21 protein-coding genes and 1 riboswitch are annotated in these 25163 nt (G+C 72.9%); of the genes, 15 read left to right on the top strand and 6 right to left on the bottom strand.

Translation table 11 applies throughout. From position 1 onward, the window contains the following. The first annotated feature begins 65 nt into the window (after positions 1-65). From ABZ342_RS00835 to ABZ342_RS00800, 8 genes are all read left to right on the top strand, one after another. Positions 66-1688: a penicillin-binding transpeptidase domain-containing protein gene (locus ABZ342_RS00835; protein WP_360468029.1), complete on the top strand. Its 1623-nt coding sequence runs from the start codon at positions 66-68 to the stop codon at positions 1686-1688. Between the two features lie 262 nt (positions 1689-1950). After that, on the top strand, positions 1951-2697 hold the full coding sequence (locus tag ABZ342_RS00830) for a metalloregulator ArsR/SmtB family transcription factor (protein ID WP_360468028.1): 747 nt from the start codon (positions 1951-1953) through the stop codon (positions 2695-2697). A 95-nt stretch (positions 2698-2792) separates the two neighbouring features. Then, positions 2793-4271 (top strand): potassium/proton antiporter, encoded by a 1479-nt coding sequence (locus tag ABZ342_RS00825; RefSeq protein WP_155546039.1) that lies wholly within the window; start codon positions 2793-2795, stop codon positions 4269-4271. 133 nt (positions 4272-4404) lie between these two features. Further along, positions 4405-5058, top strand: a complete 654-nt coding sequence (locus ABZ342_RS00820) for a M23 family metallopeptidase (protein ID WP_360468027.1) — start codon at positions 4405-4407, stop codon at positions 5056-5058. Positions 5059-5141: 83 nt separating this feature from the next. Beyond that, positions 5142-5256, top strand: a riboswitch (SAM riboswitch). A 37-nt stretch (positions 5257-5293) separates the two neighbouring features. Beyond that, complete coding sequence (locus ABZ342_RS00815; protein ID WP_360468026.1) at positions 5294-6661, top strand: aminotransferase class V-fold PLP-dependent enzyme; 1368 nt, start codon at positions 5294-5296, stop codon at positions 6659-6661. Between the two features lie 16 nt (positions 6662-6677). After that, positions 6678-7319 (top strand): hypothetical protein, encoded by a 642-nt coding sequence (locus ABZ342_RS00810; RefSeq protein WP_360468025.1) that lies wholly within the window; start codon positions 6678-6680, stop codon positions 7317-7319. 87 nt (positions 7320-7406) lie between these two features. Further along, on the top strand, positions 7407-7967 hold the full coding sequence (gene lspA / locus ABZ342_RS00805) for a signal peptidase II (RefSeq protein WP_360468142.1): 561 nt from the start codon (positions 7407-7409) through the stop codon (positions 7965-7967). Next, positions 7964-8893 (top strand): RluA family pseudouridine synthase, encoded by a 930-nt coding sequence (locus tag ABZ342_RS00800; protein ID WP_155546044.1) that lies wholly within the window; start codon positions 7964-7966, stop codon positions 8891-8893. Before lspA ends, ABZ342_RS00800 begins: the two co-directional genes overlap by 4 nt. 89 nt (positions 8894-8982) lie before the next feature. Here ABZ342_RS00800 and ABZ342_RS00795 read toward each other — a convergent pair whose 3' ends face one another. Continuing rightward, entirely contained in the window at positions 8983-9990 is a 1008-nt protein-coding gene (locus tag ABZ342_RS00795) for an AsnC family protein (RefSeq protein ID WP_360468024.1), read from the bottom strand. A 133-nt stretch (positions 9991-10123) separates the two neighbouring features. Here ABZ342_RS00795 and ABZ342_RS00790 point away from each other — a divergent pair, with 133 nt between their 5' ends. From ABZ342_RS00790 to ABZ342_RS00775, 4 genes are all read left to right on the top strand, one after another. Next, positions 10124-15097, top strand: coding sequence for a DUF885 domain-containing protein (locus ABZ342_RS00790; RefSeq protein ID WP_360468023.1), 4974 nt, complete (start codon positions 10124-10126; stop codon positions 15095-15097). Between the two features lie 222 nt (positions 15098-15319). Further along, on the top strand, positions 15320-16546 hold the full coding sequence (gene fahA, locus ABZ342_RS00785) for a fumarylacetoacetase (RefSeq protein WP_360468022.1): 1227 nt from the start codon (positions 15320-15322) through the stop codon (positions 16544-16546). A gap of 131 nt (positions 16547-16677) precedes the next feature. Continuing rightward, positions 16678-17595 (top strand): YhjD/YihY/BrkB family envelope integrity protein, encoded by a 918-nt coding sequence (locus ABZ342_RS00780; protein ID WP_360468021.1) that lies wholly within the window; start codon positions 16678-16680, stop codon positions 17593-17595. 86 nt (positions 17596-17681) lie between these two features. After that, positions 17682-18722 carry an LLM class F420-dependent oxidoreductase gene (locus ABZ342_RS00775; RefSeq protein ID WP_155546049.1) on the top strand — a complete coding sequence of 347 codons (1041 nt, stop codon included), beginning with the start codon at positions 17682-17684 and terminating at the stop codon, positions 18720-18722. 3 nt (positions 18723-18725) lie between these two features. On the opposite strand, the gene ABZ342_RS00770 is transcribed toward ABZ342_RS00775, so the two are convergent. Further along, the gene (locus ABZ342_RS00770; RefSeq protein WP_360468020.1) at positions 18726-19304 is read right to left on the bottom strand and encodes a class F sortase; all 579 of its coding nucleotides are present in this window, start codon (positions 19302-19304) and stop codon (positions 18726-18728) included. 249 nt (positions 19305-19553) lie between these two features. Between ABZ342_RS00770 and ABZ342_RS00765 the strand changes: the two genes are divergently transcribed. After that, positions 19554-20501 carry an exopolyphosphatase gene (locus tag ABZ342_RS00765; RefSeq protein WP_360468019.1) on the top strand — a complete coding sequence of 316 codons (948 nt, stop codon included), beginning with the start codon at positions 19554-19556 and terminating at the stop codon, positions 20499-20501. 39 nt (positions 20502-20540) lie between these two features. Next, on the top strand, positions 20541-20723 hold the full coding sequence (locus tag ABZ342_RS00760) for a hypothetical protein (RefSeq protein ID WP_155546051.1): 183 nt from the start codon (positions 20541-20543) through the stop codon (positions 20721-20723). On the opposite strand, the gene ABZ342_RS00755 is transcribed toward ABZ342_RS00760, so the two are convergent. Genes ABZ342_RS00755 through ABZ342_RS00745 form a run of 3 tightly spaced genes read right to left on the bottom strand, consistent with a single transcriptional unit; the run spans position 20704 to position 24218 of the window. Beyond that, complete coding sequence (locus tag ABZ342_RS00755) at positions 20704-23109, bottom strand: glycosyl hydrolase family 65 protein (RefSeq protein WP_360468018.1); 2406 nt, start codon at positions 23107-23109, stop codon at positions 20704-20706. The two genes, ABZ342_RS00760 and ABZ342_RS00755, sit on opposite strands and share 20 nt — an antisense overlap. Beyond that, a complete protein-coding gene (locus tag ABZ342_RS00750) occupies positions 23109-23837 on the bottom strand; it encodes a beta-phosphoglucomutase family hydrolase (protein ID WP_360468017.1) in 729 nt (242 codons plus the stop codon). The genes ABZ342_RS00755 and ABZ342_RS00750 overlap by 1 nt, the downstream gene beginning before the upstream one ends. Before the next feature lie 9 nt (positions 23838-23846). Then, the gene (locus tag ABZ342_RS00745; RefSeq protein WP_155546054.1) at positions 23847-24218 is read right to left on the bottom strand and encodes a metalloregulator ArsR/SmtB family transcription factor; all 372 of its coding nucleotides are present in this window, start codon (positions 24216-24218) and stop codon (positions 23847-23849) included. Positions 24219-24336: 118 nt separating this feature from the next. On the opposite strand from ABZ342_RS00745, the gene ABZ342_RS00740 reads away from it, so the two are divergent. Further along, positions 24337-24855 (top strand): PaaI family thioesterase, encoded by a 519-nt coding sequence (locus tag ABZ342_RS00740; RefSeq protein WP_155546055.1) that lies wholly within the window; start codon positions 24337-24339, stop codon positions 24853-24855. Here the strand turns inward: ABZ342_RS00740 and ABZ342_RS00735 are convergent. Beyond that, positions 24833-25156, bottom strand: a complete 324-nt coding sequence (locus ABZ342_RS00735) for a nuclear transport factor 2 family protein (protein ID WP_360468016.1) — start codon at positions 25154-25156, stop codon at positions 24833-24835. The two genes, ABZ342_RS00740 and ABZ342_RS00735, sit on opposite strands and share 23 nt — an antisense overlap. Positions 25157-25163: the final 7 nt, after the last annotated feature.

Below are 25163 nucleotides of genomic sequence, written 5' to 3'. Positions count from 1 at the left end.
GTGACCGGTAAGATCGGCCGGTCACCCACGACGGTGGCGGTTCCTTGGGGGAGGGGTACGCGGAAATGAGTCCTGCGAGAAGACGGGGCATCCTGATCGGCGGCGCGCTGCTCGTCGTCGTGGTCGTGGCGGCGGCGTTCTTCCTGCTGAACGGCGGGGGCTCGACGCCTGAGGCGGAAGCCGGGGCCACCAGCGTCGAGAGCCCGGGCGCGATCGACCCGCACTCGGCCATCACCGAGTACCTGCAGGACCTGTCCGAGAACAACCCGGACGCCGCGAGCCGGCTGACCGACGCCGCCCCGGCGGCCGCGGTGGCCCTGCGGGACGCGCGGAACACGCTGAACCCGTCGTCGGTCGCGGCCAAGCTGACCGTCCTGCAGCCGACCCCGGCCGGGGCCCAGCGGACCGGCGGGACGTTCAGCATGGCGTGGGCGTTTAAGCCGGGCACCTGGACTTACGACGTGCCGTTCGAGCTGACCCAGGCCGGCGGCAAGTGGCTCGTGCACTGGGCGCCGTCGCTGCTGCACCCGAAGCTGGAGGCGGGGCAGCGGCTGGTGGTCAGCACGGCGGTGCAGGACACGACGGCGGTGGCCGACCGCGACGGCAAGCCGCTGCTCGTCAGCGGGGCCCAGGGCCTGCGGACGGTGCCGGGCAACCCCGCTCCGCTGCTGCACTCGGCGCTGGGCGGGCAGGTCACGGCGGCGGCCGGGGGCGGTTTCGCCGTCGAGCGCGTCGACACCGCAGGCAAGAACGTGGAGACGCTGTTCGGCAAGGCCGACGGCGACGCGAAGCCGCTGACCTCGAGCCTGAGCCTGGCCGCGCAGAACTCCGCGCAGGCCGCGGTCGACGGCTACACCGCGGGCTCGGCGATGATGGTCGCGCTCGACACGGCGTCGGGCGACATCCTGGCCGTCGCGCAGAACTCCGCCGCCGGGCAGTCGCCCAAGGCCCTCAGCGGCCTGTACGAGCCGGGATCGTCGTTCAAGATCGCGACGTCGGTCGCCGCGATCCAGCAGAGCGGGCTCAAAGCGGCCTCACCCGTCGACTGCCCCGGTGTCGCGACGGTCGGCACGCGCACGGTCAAGAACGAGGGCTTCGAGCTGGGCGCGACGAACCTGCAGACGGCGTTCGCGCGGTCGTGCAACACGACGTTCGGGCAGCTCGCGCTGGACCTGCCGGCCGACGGGCTGGTGAAAGCCGCGAACGAGCTGGGCCTCAACGCCGACTACGAGATCCCGGGGATCGACACCGAGCTGGGCAAGGTCGAGCCGGCGGCGAGCAAGGACGAGCAGGTCGAGGACGGGTTCGGCCAGGGCCGGATCCAGGCGAGCTGCCTCGGCGGCGCGCTGATGGCGGCCACGGTGGCGTCCGGCAAGGCGATCACGCCGCGGCTGTGGCACGACCTGAAGACGACGGTCGTCAAGGGCTACTCGCCGCCGCCCGCGGCGGTGCTCGGCCAGGTCCGGACGATGATGCGCGCGGTGGTGACGAGCGGAACGGCCCGCGGTGCCGCGGGCGCGGGCGAGGTGTTCGGCAAGACGGGCACGGCCCAGTTCGGCGACGGCTCTCAAGCCACCGGCTGGTTCGTCGGGTACCGCGGGACCGTGGCGTTCGCGGTGCTCCTGGAGGACTCGAACGACTCGGGCCCGGCCGTCACCCTGGCCGCCAAGTTCCTGAAAGCCCTCTGACCCGCCCCCGCCCGGCCGACACGCGCACCCGCCCGGCCGACACCCGCCCCCGCCCGGCCGACGCGCGTACCCCGATGGACGACACGCGTACCTGCCCGGACGACACGCGTACCCCGATGGACGACACGCCGGGCCTCGGTCGTGTCGTCCGGCTAGGTACGTGTGTCGTCCGGCTGGGTACGCGTGTCGGCTGGCTGGGTGCGGGTGTTGTCCGGGCGAAGGTTCGGCCGCGGGCGAAGTCCCGCCGCCGTACCGTGGGCGGATGGAGACGATCGCTCTCGCCGAGGTCGCCGCGGTGCTCGCCGACCCGAGCCGCGCCACCATGTGCCTCTCCCTGCTCGACGGGCGGGCGTGGACCGTCGGCGAGCTGGCCAAGGCGGCCGGGATCGCGCTCTCCACGGCCAGTGAGCACGTCACCCGCCTGGTCGACGCCGGGTTCGTCGCCCGGGTCAAGCAGGGCCGGGCCAGCTACGTCCGGATCGTCGACCCGCGCGTCGCCGAGCTGATCGAGCACCTGGCCCAGCACGCTGTGACATCCGGGGCGCTGCCCCGGGCCGGGGGCTCCGCCACCCGGAGCCCCCGACGAACTGGCGGGCACCAGCCGGTGACCGGGCTGAAGTCCTCATTGCGGGTGAAGCGGCTCGGGTTCGCGCGGACCTGCTACGACCACCTCGCCGGCGTGCTCGGCGTCGCCGTCCGCGACGGCATGCTGGCCACCGGCCTGGTCGACGCCGACGGCGGGCTGGCGCTGACCGGCCGCGGCCGCGAGGTGCTGGCCGAGCTCGGCGTCCCGGTCGAGGCCGGACGGCGGTCGCCGCTGCGCGACTGTCTGGATTGGACGGAGCGGCGCGACCACCTCGCCGGGGCCGTGCCCGCGGCGTTGCTCGAGCGCGCGGTCGCCGCCGGCTGGGTCGGCCGCGACGGGCATCGCGCGGTGAAGGTGTTTCCGGCGGCGGAGAAGCCGTTCGCGGCGCTCGGTGTCGACCTCGCCGCGCTCGGTGGGCCTTAACACACCACGCCCTCGGCGCGCCCCAGCGGTACACGAAGGAGTTAACTCGACCGCTTCACTATTCTGAGGGCCCACGGCACTCGGAGGGAGGCGGCATGGACCAGCTCCCCCTGCTGCTCGGCGTCGGAGGTGTCGTGCTGCTCGCCTCCGTGCTCGCCGTGCGCGTGTCGATCCGGCTGGGCCTGCCTTCGCTGCTGCTCTACCTCGCGATCGGTGTGCTGCTGGGCGAAGCCGGCTTCGGCATCCGGTTCGACAACCCCGAGCTGACCCAGTCGCTCGGCCTCGCCGCGCTCGTCATGATCCTCGCCGAAGGCGGCCTGACGACGCGCTGGTCGGCGGTGAAACCCGCGCTGGGCATCGGTATCGCACTGTCCACTGTGGCCGTTGTGGTGAGCGTCGCGGTGACCGGCGCCGCCCTGCACTGGCTGCTGGGCCTCGACTGGCGGTTCGCGCTGCTGTGGGGCGCGGTGCTCGCCTCGACCGACGCGGCCGCGGTGTTCTCGGTGCTGCGCTCGGCCGGGATCGGCAAACGGCTCACCGGGGCGCTGGAGCTCGAGTCGGGCATCAACGACGCGCCGGCGTACATCGCCGTCGTGGTGCTGGCCGAAGGCGCCACTGTGGACTGGACGCTGCCGCTGCTGGTCGTCTACGAGCTCGGGGCGGGCCTGGCGATCGGGCTCGCCTTCGGCTGGCTCGGCGGGATCGCGCTGCGCCGCGCCGCGCTGCCGGCGACCGGGCTCTACCCGCTCGCCACGGTCGCGGTGTGCGTCGTCGCCTACTCGTCCGGGCAGCTGCTGCACGCGTCCGGGCTGCTCGCCACCTACGTCGCCGCGCTGGTGCTCGGCAACTCGCGGCTGCCGCACCGCTCGGACACGCTGTCGTTCGCCGAGGGCCTCGGCTGGCTGGCGCAGATCGGGCTGTTCGTGCTGCTCGGCCTGTTCGCCTCGCCGGGCCGGGTGCTCGAGGCGGTGGTACCGGGCCTGGTCGCCGGGGCCGTCGTGCTGCTGCTGGCCCGGCCGATCTCGGTCGTGCTGGCGATGCTGCCGTTCCGCCTGCCGTGGCGGGAGCAGGCGTTCCTGTCGTGGGCCGGGCTGCGCGGCGCGGTGCCGATCGTGCTCGCCATGATCCCGCTGTCGCAGGGGGTGCCCGGCGCGCAACGGCTGGTCAACGCGGTGTTCGTGCTGGTCATCGTGCTGACGCTGGTCCAGGGGGCGACGCTCGGGCCGCTCGGGCGCTGGCTCGGGCTGGCGAAGAAGTCCGAGCCGCACGAGATCGAAGTCGACTCCGCGCCGCTGGACGAGCTGGGTGCCGAGCTGTTGCAGGTCCGCATCCAGCCCGGGTCGAAGCTGCACGGCGTGTACCTGTCGGAGCTGCGGCTGCCGGTCGGCGCGACGGTCAGCCTGCTCGTGCGCGAAGGCGCCGGTTTCACCCCGCAGAAGACCAGCCGGCTGCAGGAGCTGGACCAGCTGCTGGTGGTCACGACCAGCGAGGTCCGCGACTCCGTCGAGCGCCGGCTCCGCGCGGTGGACCGGGCCGGCCGCCTGGCCCGCTGGAAGGGCGAGTCCGGCCGCTGAGCCGGCCGGGGTGGTACTCGCCCCGGTTCACGAAAATCTCACTCGATCTTCCCAACGTTCCCTCTTTTGGATTACAGTGCGCCCGAATCGGCTAGTTCGAATGGGTGAACATCAAGTCAAAGGAGTACGCACGGTGACAAAGCTTCGTCTCGCGGTTCTGCTCGTCGCTGCCACGGCCGGACTCGGGCTGGCCGTCCCCGCCACCGCGACCGCCGAAGTGGCACCGTTCCCGGCGCTCGCCCTGCCGTTCAAAGCCGGTCAGCAGGTCTACTCGGCCGGCATCCACTCCGACGACGGCAGCACCGGCGTCAAGAACGCCATCGACTTCAGCCCGGCCGACCGCACCGTGCGCGCGCCGCTGGCCGGCACCGTCCACCTGCAGCACTGCGCGGGCGGCGACTGGGTGACCATCGACCACGACGGCGGCTGGCGAACCGGGTACTACCACATGGAGGGCATCGAGGTCACCGACGGTGAGCACGTCGAGGCCGGAGCCGAGCTCGGCTCGACCGGCAACGCGCTCCCGTGCGGCGGCAGCAGCACCGGCGCCCACGTGCACTTCACGCTCTGGACCCTCCCCGATGCCCCGGCGGCGGCGAACTGGGACGGCAAGTCGTTCGCCGAGGTCTCGACGGTCGTCGCGGCGGCCAGCGGCGAACCGGTCGACGGGAAGTCGATCGGCGGCTGGCGCTTCACCGCGGGCGCCGAGCAGTACACCGGCACGGCGACCCACCTCGCCGACAACGCCGTGACGCAGCTCCCGGGACGTTTCCGCGCGAAGCTCTGAGGTCCTCACGGTGTGTGAGCGGCGTCTCAGAATGTGAGGCGGGGGTTGGCCGGCGGCGGCGTTCTCGGTTACCTTCTGGCTCAGGTCATGAGTGCCAGCGTTCAGCCCCGGCTTGCTGGCCGGCAACCCTCCTACCGCGGTGGGGTGCCCCGGGTGAAGACCGGGCCGGTCGCGCCGTGCGACGGGCAAGCGCGGGCCCCTCGCCGGGGTCCCCCGGACCGCCGAGGAGGCACCGATGACTCTCGCCATCGATCGCACCAGCACCACCAGCACCGCCACTGCCCGGGTCGTCTTCGCCGAAAGCCTTGCCACGCACGACATCCCGGCCGTCGCCGGGGCCGCGCTGCGGGTCCCGCTGGTCACCGGCGAAACCATCGGCTACGCCAACCTCGACCACGCCGCGAGCGCCCCCTGCCTCGACGCCGTCCGCACGAAGGTCGACGAGTTCCTGCCCTGGTACGCCAGCGTCCACCGCGGTGCCGGCTTCGCGTCGCAGGTCTCGACGCGCCTCTACGAGCGCACCCGCGACGTCCTGCGCCGCTTCGTCGACGCCCGTCGCACCGACACCGTCGTCTTCACCCGCAACACCACCGACTCCTTCAACCTGCTCGCCCGCAGCCTGCCGCGGCACACCACGGTCGTCGTCTTCGACACCGAGCACCACGCCGCGCTGCTGCCGTGGCAGGGCCCGAACGTCCGGCGGATCCCGACCCCGCGCACGCGCCTCGCCGCGGTGTCCGCTGTGGACGAAGCCCTCGCGGATTCCCCACAGGGGCCCCGGTTGGTCGTCGTCACCGGAGCGTCCAATGTGACCGGTGAGCTCCTGCCGGTGGCGGAGATCGCCGCGGTGGCCCGGAAGCACGGCGCCCGCATCGCGCTCGACGCCGCGCAACTGGTCCCGCACCGCCGGATCTCGATCAAGGAGCTGGACGTCGACTACGTCGCCCTGTCCGGCCACAAGCTGTACGCGCCCTTCGGCGCGGGTGCGCTGATCGGCCGCGCCGACTGGCTGCGCGCCGCCCGGCCGTACCTCGCCGGCGGCGGCGCGACCAAGCTCGTCACCGAGGACGCGGTGGTCTGGAACACCGGCCCCGAGCGGCACGAAGCCGGCTCGCCCAACACCGTCGGCGTGTACGCGCTCGGCGTCGCGTGCGAGACGCTGAGCGAGAACTGGGACGCCGTCGTGGCGCACGAGCAGGCCCTGCTCACCCGGCTGCGCAAGGGACTCGAGGGCATCCCGGGCTGCGCCGAGCTGCGGCTGTTCGACGCGCCGGTCGACCGCGTCGGCACGCTCAGCTTCGTCGTCGACGGCTTCGACCCGGGCTGGGTGGCGGCGGTGCTGTCCGCCGAATACGGCATCGGCGTGCGCGACGGCGCGTTCTGCGCCCACATCGCGGCCAAGCGCCTCATCGGCGTCGCCGGCGGCAGCGGGCAGCAGGCGATCCGCGTCAGCCTCGGCCTGGGCAGCACCGAAGAGCACGTCGACCGGGTGGTGCTGGCGCTGCGCCAGATCGTGGCGCGCGGGGCTCGCTGGGAGTACGCGAAGGTCGACGGCCGCTGGGCCCCGGTCGGCGACCCGCGCGAGCTGCCGCCGTTCTGCTGAGCGCTAACCTGCCCCGATGGGGGATGGACGACGACTCTGGTTCCCATTGGCCGCGCTGGGGTTCGCCCTGCTCGTGATGGCGGTGGTGGCGCTGGTCCCGGCCACCCCGGTGGCCGGCGAGTTCGCCACTATGCGCGGCTACGAGCTGAGCCGGGGGGTGTCCCTCGGCACCGGCGGGCTCGGCGGCGCGGGCCTGCCCGAGAACCGGCTCTCGGCCGTCGCCATCGCCACTTCCACCGACGTCGTGCCGTCGGCGACGCTCGGCTGGCTCGCCGGTCTCGCCGCCGTCGTGCTCGCCGTGGCCGGGTGGTACTGGCTGGGCTTGCGCCGCGCCGGCACACCGCCGCGGCCGGTCCGCTTCGTGCTCGGGACGCTGGGCGCACTGGTCGCCCTCCCGCTGCTCGACCTGGTCGGCGCGCTGGAGCTGCGGCTGTCCGGCGACGTCCGGGGCCCGCTCGTGGCGGCGCTGGGGCTGCTGGTGCTGGCGGCGTACGAGCGCAGCCGGTTCGTGCTGGCCGTGGCCGTGGTGTTCGCACTGGTCACCGTGCTCTTCCAGCCGCCGGTCAGCGGTGCGCTGGGCGCGGCGGGCGTGCTGTTCGCCGCCGCGTTCGCGGTGCTCCTGCGGCGGCCCCGTGACACTGCCGCCGACGCGCCCTGACCAGCCGTGGACAATGGAGCGGTGAGCACCGACCCCAGCCACTCCGAACCCGACACCGCCGCGCCCGAAGAGGCGGTGCCCGAGACCGTGCGGGAGACACCGGAAGCGCCGGCGAAGCCGCTGCCGAAGCGCCGCGTGGGCTGGGTGTTCGCCGTCGCGGTCGTGTTCTGGGCGATCGACCTGGTGACGAAGAACCTGGTCGCCGCCAACCTCGAGGGCAAGGAGCCGGTCCGGATCCTCGGCGGTCTCGTCTACCTGCAGGTGATCCGCAACCCGGGTGCCGCGTTCTCGATGGCCACCGGCATGACGTGGGTGCTCGCGCTCGTCGCGCTGGCCGTCGTCGTCGCGATCATCTGGCTGTCCCGGCGGCTGCGCTCGATCGGCTGGGCCATCGGGCTCGGCCTCGTGCTCGCCGGCGCTCTCGGCAACCTGACCGACCGCGTCTTCCGCGCGCCGGGCGGGCTGCGGGGCCACGTCGTCGACTTCATCTCGGCGTTCGCCCCGAACGGCAAGGGCTTCGCGATCTTCAACATCGCCGACTCGGCGATCTGCGTCGGCGGCGCGCTGATCGTGCTGCTGTCCCTGCTGGGCAAGGACTATGACGGCACGTCGACCAAGGACAAGAAGAAGACCGAGGAGCAGGCGTGAGCGCGCGGATGCTCCCGGTGCCCGACGGGCTCGACGGGATGCGGGTCGACGCCGGCCTCGCCAAGCTGCTCGGGCTCTCCCGCACGGTCGTCGCGGAACTGGCCGAATCCGGCGACGTGCTGCTCGACGGCCGGCCCGCCGGCAAGTCCGACCGGCTGTCCGGGGGCGGTCTCCTGGAGATCACGCTGCCGGAGCCGGCGAACCCCGTCGAGATCATCGCCGCGCCGGTCGACGGCATGCAGATCCTCCACGACGACGACGACATCGTCGTGATCTCCAAGCCGGTCGGCGTCGCGGTGCACCCGAGCCCCGGCTGGACCGGCCCGACGGTGGTCGGCGGCCTCGCCGCGGCCGGCCTGCGGATCGCGACGTCGGGCGCGGCCGAGCGCCAGGGCGTGGTGCACCGCCTCGACGCGGGCACGACCGGCGTGATGGTGGTGGCCAAGAGCGAGCACGCGTACACGGTGCTCAAGCGCGCGTTCAAGGAACGCACCGTCGACAAGGGCTACCACGCGATCGTCCAGGGCCACCCCGACCCGATGCGCGGCACGATCGACGCCCCGATCGACCGCCACCCGCGCCACGACTACAAGTTCGCGGTCGTCCAGGGCGGCCGCCCGAGCGTGACGCACTACGAGGTCGTCGAGGCCTTCCGCGCGGCGTCGCTGGCGCACATCAAGCTCGAAACCGGGCGGACGCACCAGATCCGCGTCCACTTCTCGGCGCTGAAGCACCCGTGCGTCGGTGACCTGACGTACGGCGCGGACCCGGTACTGGCCCGCCACCTCGGCCTGAGCCGGCAGTGGCTGCACGCGAAGACCCTGGCGTTCGCGCACCCGGCCGACGGCCGCTGGGTCGAGTTCGAGTCGGAGTACCCGGACGACCTGGCGAAGGCTCTGGAAACTCTGCGGGACGAGAGCTACTAGTGAGGCTTGTTCAGCCGTCGCCCGCCGCATGGCTCCTCCGGTGGCCGGCGGTTTCCGCGCGGGTCGCGGCGGGCTGACCAGAACAAGCCTCAGTCTTCGATCGACCAGGTCAGCGTGCGCTCGTCCGGTTCCGGCCGCGGGCTCCAGCGGACCGACACCACCCGCGTCGCGTCCGGGAGGACGTAGACCGTGTGGCCGCCCAGGGTTTCGCCGGGCTGGACGCCGATCTTGTGCGGCGGCCGCGACGTCAGCGACACCGGGGCCTTGCCGATCGCGGTGCCGTCGGCGGCGAGCAGCTCGAGGTAGTTGTCCGGCAGCGACGCGAACGGGATCGCCCCGCGGTTGGTGATCTCGGTGTGCACGACCACCGAGCGCTCGCCCTCTTCCAGGCGGTAGCCGGCCGCGCTGAACAGGGAGTCCGCCGGGTCCTGGACCTCCAGCAGCTGCACCGACAGCTGCTCGCCCTCCAGGCCCTGGGTCTCCAGGACCTCGCGGATCCGGCCCCGCTTGCCACCGGCCGGGGCCGCGGGGCGGGCGGGCTCGTCGCCGCGGGCCCACGACGCCGTCTGCGGCAGGCCCCACGTGCTCACGACCGGGTCCGGCGGCGGGACGAACTGCTGGGGCGGGCGCTGCTGGGGAGGCCCGGGCGGCGGGCCCGGGTACCGCCCGGACGGCGTCCCCTGGACGTTGTACGGCCCGGACGGCGCGCCTTGCACGTTGTACGGCCCCGAAGGCACGCCCTGCACGTTGTACGGCCCGGACGGGACACCGTGCGGGCCCGGCGGCGGCATCGGCGGCGCGGGTTGCTGCGGCACCGGCTGGGACGTCGGCGGCGGGAACTGCTGCGGCGGTGGGAACTGCTGGGGCGGCCGGTTCGCCCACGACGGCGGCGAGCCCGCGATCGCCGCCCGGAGTCCCTGGGGGTCGCTCTCGACGCCGACGAGCAGCGGCAGCCCGCTGCCGGACAGCGCCACCAGCCGGTAGGCGACCTCGCGCGGATCCATGCCGACCTTGGCCGCCAGCTCGTGCACCGCCGCCTTGCCGAGTTCGGCGAGCGCGGCGAGCAGGCGGGTATCCACGGGATCGGTCACGGCCACCCGCTGAACGCTACCGCCTCGCCGCCGTGACCACGCCGAGGTGGTCCGCCCCCGGCGAACAGCACACCGTTCCTGTCGGTGATCTCCGTTAGGGTCGGCCGTGGAGCACAACACCGACGCTGGGGGTCCTGCCATGACCGCGGTCACCGAACTCGCCGACGAGTTCGTCGAAGCGTTGTTCGCCGCCGATCCGCTGACGCCCGCGCTGCTGGGCATCCGCCCGGCCGAGCCGGGGTTGCCGGATCTGTCCGCCGACGCCGAACGGGCGCACCGGGCGCGGCTCGCCGGGTTCGCCGAGCGGGCCCGCGCGCTGGACGCCGAGGGGTTGTCGGCGGAGGACCGCGTCACCCGCGCGGTCCTGATCGCCACGGCCGAAGACCGCGTCGCGTCGATCGACACCCGGATGGCCGAGTTCACGGTCACCGACCTGCTGATCGCGCCCGCGGCGTCGCTGCTCATGGCGCTGCCGATGACGGCGGTGACGGCGGGCGAGGCCGCGGAGGCCCAGCTCGGCCGCCTGGCCGCGGTCCCGGAGTACCTGCGCCAGGCCGCGCGGCGCCACGCCGAGGGCATCGCCGCCGGGCTCGTCCCGGTGGCGCACCTGGTCGATGCCGCGATCGCGCACCTCGACCGCTACCTCGCCGACCCGGCCGCGGACCCGCTGCGCCGCCAGCCGGCGCCGGACGAGGAGTTCGGGCGCCGGCGCGACGAGCTGCTGGCCGAGGTCGTCCGTCCGGCCTTCGCCGAGTACCGCGAATTCCTCGCCACCGAGGTGCGGCCGCACGGGCGGCCCGCCGACCGGCCCGGCCTGAAGTGGCTGCCCGGCGGGGATGCGGCGTACGCGCGGCTCGCGAAGGTGCACACGACCACCGACCGCACCCCGGAGGAGCTGCACCGGATCGGGCTCGACGTCATCGACTCGCTCGCCGCCGAGTACCGCGAGCTGGGGCAGAAGGTGTTCGGCACCGACGACCTGGCGGCGATCTTCGAGCGCCTGCGCACCGATCCCGCGTTGCGCTGGACCAGCGGTGACGAGCTGCTGGACACCGCCCGCACGGCCGTGGCGCGGGCCACCGCCGAGGCCCCGAAGTGGTTCGGCAGCGTCCCGGCGCAGGAGTGCGCGGTCGAGCCGGTGCCGGAGGAGACCGCGCCCGGCGCGCCCGCGGCGTACTACCTGCGCCCGGCCGTCGACGGCTCCCGGCCGGGCATCTACTTCGCGAACACCCACGACGCCGGCGAGCGGTTCCGGCACACGGCGGAGTCGACGGCGTTCCACGAAGCCGTGCCCGGGCACCACTTCCAGCTCAGCACCGCGCTGGAGCTCACCGGGCTGCCGCTGCTGCGCCGCATCGGCAACTTCACCGCCTACACCGAGGGCTGGGGGCTCTACAGCGAGCGCCTCGCCGACGAGATGGGGCTGTACTCCGACGACGTCGCGCGGCTGGGCATGCTGACCGGCGACTCGATGCGGGCGGCCCGGCTGGTCGTCGACACCGGCCTGCACGCGCTGGGCTGGAGCCGGCAGCAGGCCGTGGACTACCTGCTCGAGCACACGCCGGAGGCGCGCGTCGAGGTCGAGACCGAGATCGACCGCTACATCGCGTGGCCGGGCCAGGCGCTGGCGTACATGGTGGGGCGGCTGGAGATCCAGCGGATCCGCACCGGCGCCGAGGAACGGCTCGGGTCCCGGTTCGACATCCGCGCGTTCCACGACCTCGTGCTCGCCGGGGGTGCGCTGCCGCTCTCGGCGCTCGCCTCCGCCGTCGACGACTGGGTGGCCGGGCACGGCGACACGGCCAACGGCCTGGCCGGCGAGCTCGTCGAGCTGACCTTCGAGCACGAGCCGCTGTACCCGTCGGTCTTCGGCCTGCCCGGCGACCACGACCGGCTCGGCGAGCAGACCCGGGAAGCGCAGGAACGGTTCCGCGCCGCCTACCGGGACCTGGCCGCGCGTGCCCGGGCGCTGCCCGCCGACGCCCTGAACGCGGAAGAGGCCGTGACGCGCGAGGTCGTCATCGCCTCCGCCGAGGTCGAGGCCGACCGGCTCGGCGCCCGCAGCGCCGACATCGCGGTCAGCGACGGGCTGACCGCGCCCGCGCTGGGCCTGCTGCTGTACCTGCCGTACTACAAGCTCGACGACGAGAAGAAGGCCCGCGGCTACCTGGCCCGGCTCGGCGCGATCGGCACGTTCCTCGAAGAGCTGACCGAGCGGCAGCGGGAGAGCCTGGCCGACGGTCTCGTGCCGGCCGCCTACCTCGCGCGCGTGGGTATCGAGTACATCGACCGCTATCTCGCCGCGCCGGACAGCGACCCGCTGAAGGTGAGCACGACGGCCGCCGTCGAGGGTTTCGAAGCCGACCGCGACCGGCTGCTCGCCGAGGTCGTCCACCCGGCGTACGCCCGCTACCGCGACTTCCTGCGCACCGAAGTCGAGCCGGTCGGCCGGCCCGACACCGCGCCCGGCATCGGCCACGTGCCGGGCGGCGAGCAGCGGTACGCCGCGCTGATCCGCGCGGAGACGACGACCGAGCGCACGGCCCAGGACCTGCACGACACCGGGCTGGCGATCATCGAAAAGCTCTCGGCGGAGTACCGCGAACTGGGCGAGAAAGTGTTCGGCACGACGGATCTCGCGCAGATCTTCGAGCGCCTGCGCACCGATCCGGCGCTGCGCTGGCGTGACGGCGAGGAGCTGCTGTCCGCGGCCCGGGACGCCATCGCCCGCGCCGAAGCCGTGGCGCCGCAGTGGTTCTCACGCATCCCGGCGGAGAAGTGCGAGGTCGCGCCGGTGCCCGAGGCCGACGCGGCGAGCGGCACGATCGCGTACTACCTGCAGCCGTCGCTGGACGGTTCGCGGCCGGGCACCTACTACGCCAACACGCACGAAGCCGACAAGCGCCCGCGGTTCACCAGCGAGGCGATCGCGTTCCACGAAGCCGTGCCGGGCCACCACTTCCAGCTCAGCCTGGCCCAGGAGCTGAGCGACCTGCCGCTGCTGCGGCGGATCGGCATGTTCAACGCCTACGCCGAAGGCTGGGGGCTCTACGCCGAGCGGCTGGCCGACGAGATGGGCCTGTACTCCGACGACGTCGCGCGGCTGGGCATGCTGACGCAGGACTCGATGCGGGCGGGCCGGCTCGTCGTCGACACCGGGATGCACGCCCTCGGCTGGAGCCGGCAGCGCGCGATCGACTTCCTCGTCGACAACACGCCGATGGCGCGGATGGAGATCGAGGCGGAGATCGACCGCTACGCCGGCTGGCCGGCCCAGGCCCTCGGGTACATGGTGGGGCGGCTGGAGATCCAGCGGCTGCGCGCCGAGGCCGAGGCGGCGCTCGGCGAGCGCTTCGACATCCGGGACTTCCACGAAGTCGTGCTGGGCCACGGCATGCTGCCGCTGTCGGCGCTGGCCAAGGTCGTCACGGACTGGGTCGCGAGCCGGACCGACACCCCGGATTCGCTCGCGGACGAGTGCCTGGAGCTGATGTTCGAGGCGCAGCCGCTGCTGCCGTCGCTCTACGGCCTCCCCGGCACGCACGACCGGCTCGCCGACCAGTCCGCCGAGGCGGGCGCCCGGCAGCGCACCGCGTTCGCCGGGATCATCTCGCGGGCCGAAGCACTCGACGCGGCGGCCCTGTCGCCGGACGAGCGCGTCACCCGCGACGTCGTGATCTGGCAGGCGCGCACGCTGATCGACGTGCTCGACTCGGGCCGCGCCGACATCGCGGTGAGCGACGGGCTCGCCGCGCCGGCGCTGGAACTGCTGATGATGCTGCCGCAGACGGTGCTCGACGACGAGGCCAAGGCCCGCGGCTACCTGAGCCGGCTGGCCGCGGTCGGCACGTATGTGGACCAGCTGATCGAGCGTCAGCGGGCGGCGCTCGCCGAAGGCCTCACGCCGCCGGAGTTCCTGGCGCGCATCGGCGTCGGGTACGTCGAGCGCTACCTCGCCACCCCGGAAGCCGACCCGCTGAAGGTGCCGGTCCACGGGCTCGAGGCCGAGCGCGACCGGCTGCTGGCCGAAGTCGTGCGGCCGGCGTACGCGCGCTACCGCGACTTCCTGGCCGGCGAAGTGGTCCCGGCCGGGCGGCCGGAGACGTCGCCGGGCATCGGCGACCTGCCGGGCGGGCCGGCGCGCTACGCGGCGCTGATCCGCGCGGAGACGACGACCGAGCGCACGGCCCAGGATCTGCACGACACCGGGCTGGCGATCATCGAGCGGCTGGCGGGGGAGTACCGCGAACTGGGCGAGAAGGTGTTCGGCACGACGGATCTCGCGCGGATCTTCGAGCGGATCCGCACGGACCCGGCGCTGCGCTGGCGCGACGGCGACGAGCTCCTGGACGCCGCCCGGCGGACGATCGCGCGGGCGGAAGCCGTGGCGCCGCAGTGGTTCTCGCGCGTTCCGGAGCAGCAGTGCCAGGTCGCCCCGGTGCCCGCCGCCGAGGCCGAAAGCGGCTCGATCGCCTACTACATCGACGCGTCGCTCGACGGTTCGCGGCCGGGCACGTACTACGCCAACACGCACGAGGCGGACCAGCGGCAGCGGACGCTGGGCGAGTCGGTCGCGTTCCACGAAGCCGTGCCCGGGCACCACTTCCAGCTGACGCTCGCGCAGCAGCTCACCGGAGTCCCGCTGCTGCGGCGGATCGCCATCTTCAACGCGTACGCCGAAGGCTGGGGGCTGTACGCGGAACGGCTCGCCGACGAGATGGGGCTGTACTCCGATGACGTGTCCCGCCTCGGCCTGCTGACCCAGGACTCGATGCGGGCGGCCCGGCTGGTCGTCGACACCGGTCTGCACGCGCTGGGCTGGAGCCGGCAACGGGCGGTGGACTTCCTGGTCGAGAACACGCCGATGGCGCAGATCGAGATCGAGGCGGAGATCGACCGCTACGCGGGCCACCCGGGCCAGGCACTCGGCTACATGGTGGGCCGCCTGGAGATCGAGCGCCTGCGCGCCGACGCCGAGCGGGCGCTGGGCGAGCGGTTCGACATCCGCGAGTTCCACGACACGGTGCTGGGCAGCGGAACCCTCCCGCTCCCGGTCCTGGCGGACGTGGTGGCCACCTGGGTGGCGACGCGCTCGGCGGAGGGCACCGAGTGAAGACCGGCCGTGTCGACCCCGCAATCACGCGTGTCGACTGCCCAAACACGCGTGTCGGCTCGCTGATCACGCGTGAGCTGGTCCGGCTTGGCGCGGACGACGAGGAGCAGACGTGACCGGGCTCGGCGGCACACCGCCGAGCCCGCACGACCGAGCCGGCGAGCGGTCGTAACCGGATACGACCTCCGCGCCGACTCGGTACCACTACAACGAGGAGCAGACGTGACCTGGCTCGACCTCCCCGACGACACGCCGTTCGGCCTGGACAACCTGCCCTACGGCGTGTTCTCGGTCGGCGGCGCGCCCGAGCGGCGGGTCGGCGTTCCCGTCGGCGAGCACGTCCTCGATCTGACCGCCGCGGCCGCCGAGACCGCGTCGGCCTTCGCGCCGCTGCTCACCTCCGGCGTGCTCAACCCGCTGCTGGCCGCCGGGCCGGACACCTGGCGGGAGGTCCGTGAGACGATCCGGACCTGGCTGACCGAGCCCCGGTACGCCGACTCGCTGCGCCCGCACCTCGTACCGCTGACGGAGGTGGCCACGCACCTGGCGTTCGAGGTCGCCGACTACGTCGACTTCTACTCCAGCGAGCAGCACGCGCTCAACGCCGGCCGGATCTTCCGGCCGGACGCGGCCGAGCTGCCGCCGAACTGGAAGCACCTGCCGATCGGCTACCACGGCCGGGCCGGCACGGTGGTGGCGTCGGGCACGCCGGTCGTCCGCCCGCACGGGCAGCGCAAGCCGCGCAACGCCGACGATCCTTCGTTCGGCCCCTCGCAACGGCTGGACATCGAGGCGGAGGTCGGGTTCGTCGTCGGCGTCCCGTCCACGCCCGGCACGCGAGTGTCCACTGAGGACTTCGCGGACCACGTCTTCGGCGTCTGCCTGGTCAACGACTGGTCGGCCCGCGACATCCAGGCCTGGGAGTCGCAGCCGCTGGGCCCGTTCCTCGGCAAGTCGTTCGCGACGTCGGTGTCGCCGTGGATCGTCCCCCTCGCGGCACTGGAGCACGCCCGGGTCGACGGCCCGCCACAGGACCCGGAGCCGTTCGAGTACCTGCGCACCAGCGAAAAATGGGGACTGGACCTGGCGATCGAGATCCGGCTCAACGGCCACCTCGTGTCGAGCCCGCCGTTCGCGACGCAGTACTGGACGGCGCCGCAGCAGCTGGCCCACCTGACGGTCAACGGCGCGAGCCTGCGCACCGGTGACCTGTTCGCCTCGGGCACGGTGACCGGCCCGGACCGCGACCAGCGCGGCTCGTTCCTGGAACTGTCCTGGGGCGGCCGCGAGCCCCTCGACCTCCCCGGCGGGCAGCGGACGTTCCTCGAAGACGGCGACGAGGTCGTCATCACCGCGACCGCTCCCGGCCCGGACGGCACCCGCATCGGTTTCGGCGACGTCCGGGGCACGGTGGTCCCCGAATTCGGGAATCCGCACCCACGGGATTGATGCCGCGAAGAAACAATCGCGCGAGATCCGGCCGTGATCCCGTGACGTTTTCCCCGCCGCGGTGTCGGACTGCGGGGGACACGCGCGAATGAGAGGGTCGGCCGGTGGGACGTGGAGCGGGGAAAGCCGTCGTGGGCAAGGGGGTTCGGCGGGCCGGGGCGACGCTGGCCCGGTACCGCGAACGCGACGGTGACCACTACGCGGCCGCGGTCACCTTCTTCAGCCTGCTCGCGCTGGTCCCGCTGGTCATGGTCGCCGTCTCGGTGGCCGGGTTCGTGCTGGCCGGCGACCGGCTGCTCGCGACCGAGCTCGACCGGGTCATCGACGGCTCGCTACCGCCCGAGATCGGCGGGCAGGTCACCGGCGTCGTGCACACCGTCGTCGGCGAACGCGGCCGGATCGGGCTGCTCGCGCTCGCCGTGGCCACGTATTCGGGCTGGAGCTGGATCAGCAACGTCCGCGACGCCGTCACCGCGATGCTCGGCCAGGACCGCACCCCGCGGCCGCTGCTGCGCGGCATCGCCGCCGACGTCGTGGTGCTGGCCGGAGTCGGGCTCGCGATGGCCGTGTCCTTCGGGCTGGCGGCACTCACCGGCGCGGCCGGCACCGGGCTCCTGCACCTGACCGGGCTGACCGGCGGGTTCGCGCACTTCGTCCTCGTCGCGGGCTCCCTGCTGCTCGGCCTCGCGGCGAACTGGCTGGTCATCGCCTGGTGCCTGGCCCGCCTGCCGCGCCGTCCGCTGCCCCTGCGCTCGACGCTGCGTCCGGCCGGGGCCGCCGCCGTCGGGCTCGCCGCGCTCCAGCAGGCCGGCGGGCTGTACCTGCACCTGCTCGGCCGGTCGCCCGCGGTGGCGGCCTTCGGCACGCTCGTCGGCGTGCTGCTGTTCGTCTACCTGGTCGTCCGCTGGCTGCTGATGGTCGCGGTGTGGCTCACGGTCCGCGCCGAGCCACCAGCCGGCACGCTCGCCGCCGACGTCCGCTACGCCGGCACGACGCTCGGGGCCGGGGCTTCGGCGGAGCTGGTGGTCCGCACGCTCAGCGGCCGCTGAGTGGCGGCGCGCACATCGCCGGCGCGCGGCCCGCCCGGCCCCGTTAGGATCCGCCACTAAGCGCTTGCTCAGCAACGGAGGTGGCCATGCGGATCGGGACCGGGATCAACTACGCCGGAGGCTTCGCCGAAAGCGTCGCCGACATCGTCGAACTCGAGAAGGCGGGGCTCGACGTCGCGTTCGTTCCCGAGGCCTACTCCTTCGACGCCGTCAGCCAGCTCGGCTTCCTGGCGGCGAAGACCGAGCGCGTCCAGCTCGCGTCGGGCATCTTCCAGATCTACACCCGGACCCCGACGCTGACCGCGATGACCGCGGCCGGGCTCGACTTCGTCTCCGACGGGCGGTTCATCCTCGGGCTCGGCGCCTCCGGCCCGCAGGTCATCGAGGGTTTCCACGGCGTGAAGTACGACGCGCCGCTGGCCAGGACCCGCGAGATCGTCGAGATCTGCCGCCAGGTGTGGCGCCGCGAACGCGTCGTCCACGACGGCAAGCACTACACGATCCCCCTGCCGCCGGAGCAGGGCACCGGCCTCGGCAAGCCGCTCAAGCTGATCAACCACCCGGTGCGCGAGCGCATTCCGGTGCTGCTGGCCTCGCTCGGGCCGAAGAACGTCGCGCTCACCGCCGAGATCGCCGAAGGCTGGCAGCCGATCTTCTTCCACCCGGAGAAGGCCGCCGACGTCTGGGGCGAGTCCCTGGCCGCCGGCAAGGCCAAGCGCGACCCGGCGCTGGGCGAGCTGGACACGTTCGTCAGCGCCGCGCTGGCGATCGGTGACGACGTCGAGCCGCTGCTCGACCACCTGCGGCCGATCGTGGCGCTCTACGTCGGCGGGATGGGCGCGCGTGGCAAGAACTTCTACAACGACCTCGCGCGCCGCTACGGCTACGAGGCCGAGGCGAAGCTGATCCAGGACCTCTACCTCGACGGCAAGAAGGACGAGGCCGCGGCGGCCGTGCCCCTCGAGCTGCTGCGCTCGATCTCGCTGGTCGGCCCGGCCGGGTACGTCAAGGAGCGGCTGGCGGCGTTCAAGGAGGCCGGCGCGACGACGCTCGTCGTCAACCCGATGCTGCCCGGCCGCGAAGCGCGGGTCTCGGCGGTGTCCCAGCTGCGGGAGCTTCTGGGCTGAGCCTCAGACCGGGACCGCGTAGACGGCGATCCGCGGGGAGTCGATCCCGGCGAGGTCGTGGGTCCCGTCGCTGGTGATCAGGCGCAGCTCGGGGCCCGGGCCTTCCGGCGCGACGAGCGTGCTGTCGGGTTCACTGGCCGGGAACATCGCGGTCCTGCGGACCGTGAAGCGGGCTTCGCGCCCTTCGTCGTCGCGCACGACGACCGGTGCGCCCGGCTTCAGCGTGCCGAGGCGGCCGAACGCGCCGCCGGAGTACCCGAACTCGGCGTGCCCGGACAGCACGGCGACGCCCGGTGCGCCCGGGGCCGGGCCGTCGGCGAACCAGCCGACGCCCAGCGCCGTGCCGGGCTGCTCCCGGCGGCCGCCGATGTGGCCGAGGTCGACGAGGTGGTTCACGGCCAGGCCCAGGTCGGGGATCGCCAGCGCGGCCGGCAGGACCCCGGCGCCGACGGTCACGGGCCGGTCCGCGGCCACTCCGGGGGCTCCCGGATCGCCCGGGGTCAGCACCGCGGTGACGCCGAGCAGGACACAACCGAGCCCGGCCACCACCGCGAGCACGGCGGCGGCCGGCCGTACGAGCATCGAATGCCGCTCGCCCACGTTCCCCTGCCCCACGCCGGTAAGTCGGAACGCGGAGAGCGGGCGTTACCGAATCGTGTCCAGCAGTGGCACGGTTCACTCGATTGGGTTATCGGACTGTGACCTTCGCTTCACCAAGGCACTTCCGGAGGTGGTAAATGCGGCAAACCGCGTCGATTTCCGGCATTATTGCGTGTTTCGACCTGTCCAACTGGGGATATTCACTAGTCCGGAAGCGAGGTGCGCCGAGCCGTGCGAAAAATCGAAGAGCCCACGGTGGGCGTACTCGACGTGGGATCGTTCAGCGCCCGTCTGGTGGTGGTCCCGGTCGACGGTTCGCCGCGGGAGCCGGTGCTGAACCACCAGACGCGGCTGCGCCTCGACCGCGAGCTCGACGCCCGTGGCCGGCTCTCGGCCCACGGCATCGCCGACGTCACCGCCGCCGTCGCCGCGGGCATGGGCGCCGCCTACCGCCACGGCGTGAGCCACATCTACCCGCTCGCGACGTCCTCGATCCGCGACGCCGCCAACGCGGCCGACATCGTGCGGTACGTCGCCGGTGAAACCGGCGTCGAGCTGCGGTTCCTCTCCGGCTGTCGTGAAGCCGAGCTGACCTACGTGGCCTCCCGCCGCTGGTTCGGCGCGGACGCCGGGCCGCTGCTGGTGCTCGACATCGGCGGCGGCACGGTCGAGCTGGCCGCGGGCCGCGGCGACCACGCCACGTTCGCGCGGTCGCTGCCGCTGGGCGCGCGGTCGATGACCCGCGACTGGCTGCCGGGCGAACGCGTGTCCGCCAAGCGGGTCAAGGCGTTGCGCGCGCACGCGCTCGACGTCGTGTCCACCACGCTGGGCGCCGCGGACGTCGACGACCCGCGCGTCGTCGGCTGTTCGAAGGTGCTGCAGCAGCTCGCGCGGCTGTCGGGCGCCCGCCCGAACAAGTGCAAGGAGCTGCGGCTCGACGACCTGCGGGCCTGGATCCCGCGGCTGGCCGCGCTCCCGCCGTCGAAGCGCGCGGAGCTGCCGGGCATCTCCCGCAGCCGCGCCCACCAGGCGCTGGCGGGCGCGATCGTGGCGGAAGCGCTGCTGACGGTCGCGGGCGGCAAGGTCGCCATCTGCCCCTGGTCGACCCGTGACGGCCTGCTGCTTACGCTGCAGGACAAAGCGCGGGAGAAGGCACGGGGCAAGGCCGCCGCGGCCTGACCACTGGTCCCGGCCGGGAAAACCGGGTATTCCGGAACCATGAGCGAGCAGCAGCGCCTCCACGCCCGTGACGACGAAGACGACGAGCTCCCGAAGCTCCCGACCCCCGGGCAGCTGACCCACGACGTGCCCACCGCGCCCGACCCGGACGTGAACCCGGGTGGGACCGAAGACGTTCCGGCCCCACCCGGACGGGACGCGGTCAGCGACCTTCCGCAGTGATCGGGTTCGCCGGTTCCGCGTACTGACGGGCCTCTTCCGAGTCGCGCCGCATCGGGGCGCGGCCCGGGGGCTGGGTCGGCGGGTCGCCCGCGTCGATCTTCGGGATCGTGAACCGTTTCGGCTCGGCGGTGACCGTGACGCGCTCGCCGTGGTGCAGCACGTCGATCGGGTCGCCGTCCAGCACGTGGTAGGTCGCCTGGTCGCGGTCGACCTCGACCTGGAACCGGGTGCCGCGGAACATCAGCCGGAACGTGATCCGGTCCAGCTGCGGCGGCAGCCGCGGCGCGAACGCCAGCTTCCCGCCGTGGTCGCGCAGGCCGCCGAAGCCGGCCACGGCGCCTTGCCACGCCCCGGCCAGCGACGCCATGTGCAGGCCGTTGCGCACGTTGTTGTGCACGTCGTGCAGGTCGGTCAGCGCGGCTTCGGCGAGGTAGTCGTAGGCCAGCTCGAGGTGCCCGACCTCGGCCGCGACCACCGACTGCGTCCCCGCCGAGAGCGACGAGTCCCGCACCGTGCGAGCCTCGTAGTAGGCGAAGTTGCGGGCCTTCTCCTCCGGGCTGAACGAGTCGCCGCACATGTACAGCGCCAGCACCAGGTCCGCCTGCTTCACGACCTGCTTGCGGTACAGGTCGAAGTACGGGAAGTGCAGCAGCAGCGGGTAGTGCGCGAGGTCGGTGTGCTCGTAGTCCCACTCGTCGTGGTCGAGGAAGCCCTCGGACTGCGGGTGCACGCCGAGCTCCGCGTCGTAGGGCAGGTACATCGCCGCGGCGGCCGCGCGCCAGCTGTCCAGCTCGACCGTGTCGACGCCGAAGTGTGCCGCCACGTCCGGGTGACGCTCACACGAATCCGCGGCGGCCATCAGGTTCCGGCGCGCCATCAGGTTCGTGTAGACGTTGTTGTCCGCCACGGCCGAGTACTCGTCGGGCCCGGTGACGCCGTCGATGCGGAAGTCGCCGTGCCGGTCGTGGTGCCCGAGCGACGCCCACAGCCGCGCGGTTTCCAGCAGCAGCTCGGTGCCGTAGTCGCGCTCGAACTCCTCGTCGCCGGTCGCGTTGAGGTACCGCAGGACGGCGTCGGCGATGTCCGCGCTGACGTGGAACGCCGCCGTGCCCGCCGGCCAGTACGCCGAGCACTCGGCGCCGTTGATCGAGCGCCACGGGAACGCCGCGCCGCGCAACCCCAGCTGGTGTGCGCGTTCCCGCGCTTTGTCCATTGTGGAGTGTCGCCAGCGCAGGGCGTCGCGTGCGGCGTCCGGCATCGTGTAGGTGAGCACCGGCAGGACGAACGACTCGGTGTCCCAGAAGGCGTGCCCGTCGTAGCCCGGGCCGGTCAGCCCCTTGCCCGCGATCGCGCGGCTTTCGCCGCGGGCCCCGGCCTGCAGGAGGTGGAACAGCGCGAAGCGAACGGCTTGCTGCAGCTCGGGGTCGCCCTCGATCTCGATGTCCGAGGTGGCCCAGAAGTCGTCGAGGAACTGGCGCTGCTCGGTGACCAGGCCCTTCCAGCCGGTCTGGCGCGCGCCCGCCAGCGCGGCCTCGACCTGGGACCGCAGCGCGGGGACCGAACGCTGCGCGGACCAGCCGTAGGCGAGGAACTTGGTGATGCGCAGCCGCCCGCCCTTCGGCACGTCGACCGCGACGGTGAGCCGCGCGAGGTCCTCCTCGGAGTGGATGCGGGCGCGGATCCCGTCGTCCACCTCGATCTTGTGGTCCATCGCCGCGGCCATCCGCAGCCCGGACCGGCGGGTCTGGTGCACCAGCACGGCGTTGTAGTCGGACGCGCGGTGGAACTCGCCCACCAGCGGCGAGTTCAGCGCGGCGGCCACCCGCGGGTCGCTGGTGTCGGACTCGATCGGCTCGTTGGCCAGCAGGTCGGACTGGACGACCAGCTGCAGGTCCTCGTCGAGCGGCTCGACCTCGTACCGGATCGCGGCGACCGCGCGCTGGGTGAAGGACACCAGCCGCTCGGTGCGCACGCGGACCCGCCGCCCGGTCGGCGACGACCACTCCGTGCTGCGGCACAGCGTGCCCTTGCGGAAGTCGAGCACCCGGTCGTGCTTGGTGGCGGCGCCGTAGCGCATGTCGAGCGGCTCGTCCTCGACGAGCAGCCGGATGATCTTGCCGTCGGTCACGTTGACGACGGTCTGGCCCTCTTCGGGGTAGCCGTATCCCGCTTCGGCGTAGGGGAGTTCGTGCTGCTCGTAGAAGCCGTTGAGGTAGGTGCCGGGCAGGCCGCGCGGCTCGGCTTCCTCGAGCGTGCCGCGCATCCCGATGTGGCCGTTGGACACGGCGAACGCCGACTCGGTGCGCTGCAGGGCGTCGACGTCCATCCCGCGCCAGCGCAGCTCCCACGCCGCGCATTCGTAGCCGCGGGGTTCTTCTTCGGTCATCAATCCTCCAGCAGGTCGGCGAGGTCGTCGACGACGATGTCGGCGCCGTGCGCCTTCAGCGCTTCGGCCTGGTCCGCGCGGTTCACGCCCACGACGTACCCGAAGTTGCCGGCTTTCCCGGCCTGGACGCCGGACTGGGCGTCCTCGAACACGGCCGCGTGGGCGGGTTCGACGCCGAGCGCCGCGGCGCCGGCCAGGAACGAGTCGGGCGCGGGCTTGCCCTTGAGGTGCTGCTCGCGGATGGTCAGGCCGTCGACGCGGGCCTCGACGTACTTGGTCAGGTCACCGGCGTCGAGCACCTTGGCGCCGTTCGCCGACGACGTCACGACGCCGATCCGCAGGCCGGCGGCTTTCACGGCTTCGAGGTAGCGGACCGAGCCGGGGTAGGTGTTCACCCCGTTCTCGTCGATGATCTTCAGGACGAGCTCGTTCTTGCGGTTGCCGACGCCGTTGACGGTGGGGGCGTCCGGCGGGTCGTCCGGGGTGCCTTCCGGCAGTTCGATCCCGCGTGAGCGCAGGAACTCGCGGACCCCGTCGGCGCGCGGGCGGCCGTCCACATAGGTCGCGTAGTCCCGGTCGGTGAACTCCTGGAAGTCGTCACCGTCGCGGGCGCGAAGAAACTCGTCGAAAGTCCGTTTCCAGGCTTGGCTGTGCAGAACGGCCGTACCGGTAAGAACTCCATCGAGATCGAACAGGCAGGCGGTGATGGTCTCGGGCAATCCCGTCATGTCGGCACGCTACCGTTCTTCCTCCTGCACGGGCTGTTCCGGGTGCGGCCGCACCCGGTGGATGAGTTCGTGCACGGTGGCGTCCGCGAGCCGGTAGCGCACGACGCGTCCGGTGCGCTGCGTGGTGACCAGCCCGTGCGCGCGCAGCAGCCGCAGGGCCTGCGAAACCGCGGTGTCGGTCATGCCGGTGACGGCGGCGAGGTCGGTGACGCTGATTTCGCGGGCGTAGTGGATCGAGACCAGCAGGGCCAGCCGGGACGGGTCGGCGACCACGGAGAAGCGCTGGGCCCACTCGGCGATGACGGCGCGGTCGCCCAGCCCGTCGATCGCCGCGCTCACCCGTTCCGGGTCGATGAGCTTGCGGCCGGCGTCGTTGTCCACCCCCCGGATGATTCCACCCGCGGGTCGCCCGCCGTGGCCTGGGTCACGCCGCGCTTGACGCGGGCGGGCGCGCGGGCGACGCTGCGATTAAGACAGTTGTCATAATCGAGGAGCCGAGATGACCGACGTGGCCGCCGGGGCGCAGACCCGCTCGAAGACCATCACCTGGCAGGATCCGCTGCCGACCGCCCGCCTCGGCGCCACGATGACCGGGTTCGAGTACCTGACCGCGATCGCCGAGGGGCGCATCCCGGGGCCGCCGATCGCCGCGCACTTCGGGATGCGCTGGACGCACATCGGCCACGGCGAGGTCGTCGCGGTCATCGAGCCCGACGAGTCGCTGTACAACCCGATCGGGATGGTCCACGGCGGCGTCGCGGCGACGATGCTGGACTCGGTCGTCGGCTGCGCGGTGCACACGACGCTGCCCGCGGGCGTCGGCTACTCGTCGGTGGAGCTGAAGGTGAGCTACCTGCGCGCCATCCACGCGGGCCGCGGCGAGATCCGGGCGACCGGGCGCGTCGTGAAGGAGGGCTCGCGGATCGCGTTCGCCGAGGGGGAGATCCGCGACGCCGAGGGCAAGCTGCTGGCGACGGCGTCGGGGACCTGCGTGATCACGCGCCCAGCGGCTGCTTGACGTCCCAGTGCTCGACGAGCAGGCCGTCCTCGACGCGCAGGATGTCGACGATGGCCTGCCCGGCGACGTGCAGGTGCACCATGACGAGGTCGTTCTCGGCAGCGATGTGCTTGATCTCGGCGGTCGCGCCGGCGAGCGGCGAGTTCTTGACGGCCTCGGCGAACGCGTCGCGGCCGTTCGGCAGGCCGGGGCTGTGGGTGACGAAGTCGGGGTGCAGCGCGGCCTTCGCGGCGTCGAAGTCCTTGTGCGTGAACAGGTTTTCCAGGCAGTCGACGACGATGGTGCGGTTCGTTTCACTCATGCCGTTC

The organism is Amycolatopsis sp. NPDC005961, assembly GCF_040629235.1.
GTDB classification, from domain to species: domain Bacteria; phylum Actinomycetota; class Actinomycetes; order Mycobacteriales; family Pseudonocardiaceae; genus Amycolatopsis; species Amycolatopsis camponoti.
Note: the sequence above shows the minus strand (reverse complement) of the source record. Positions and strands in the feature narration are given on the sequence as shown.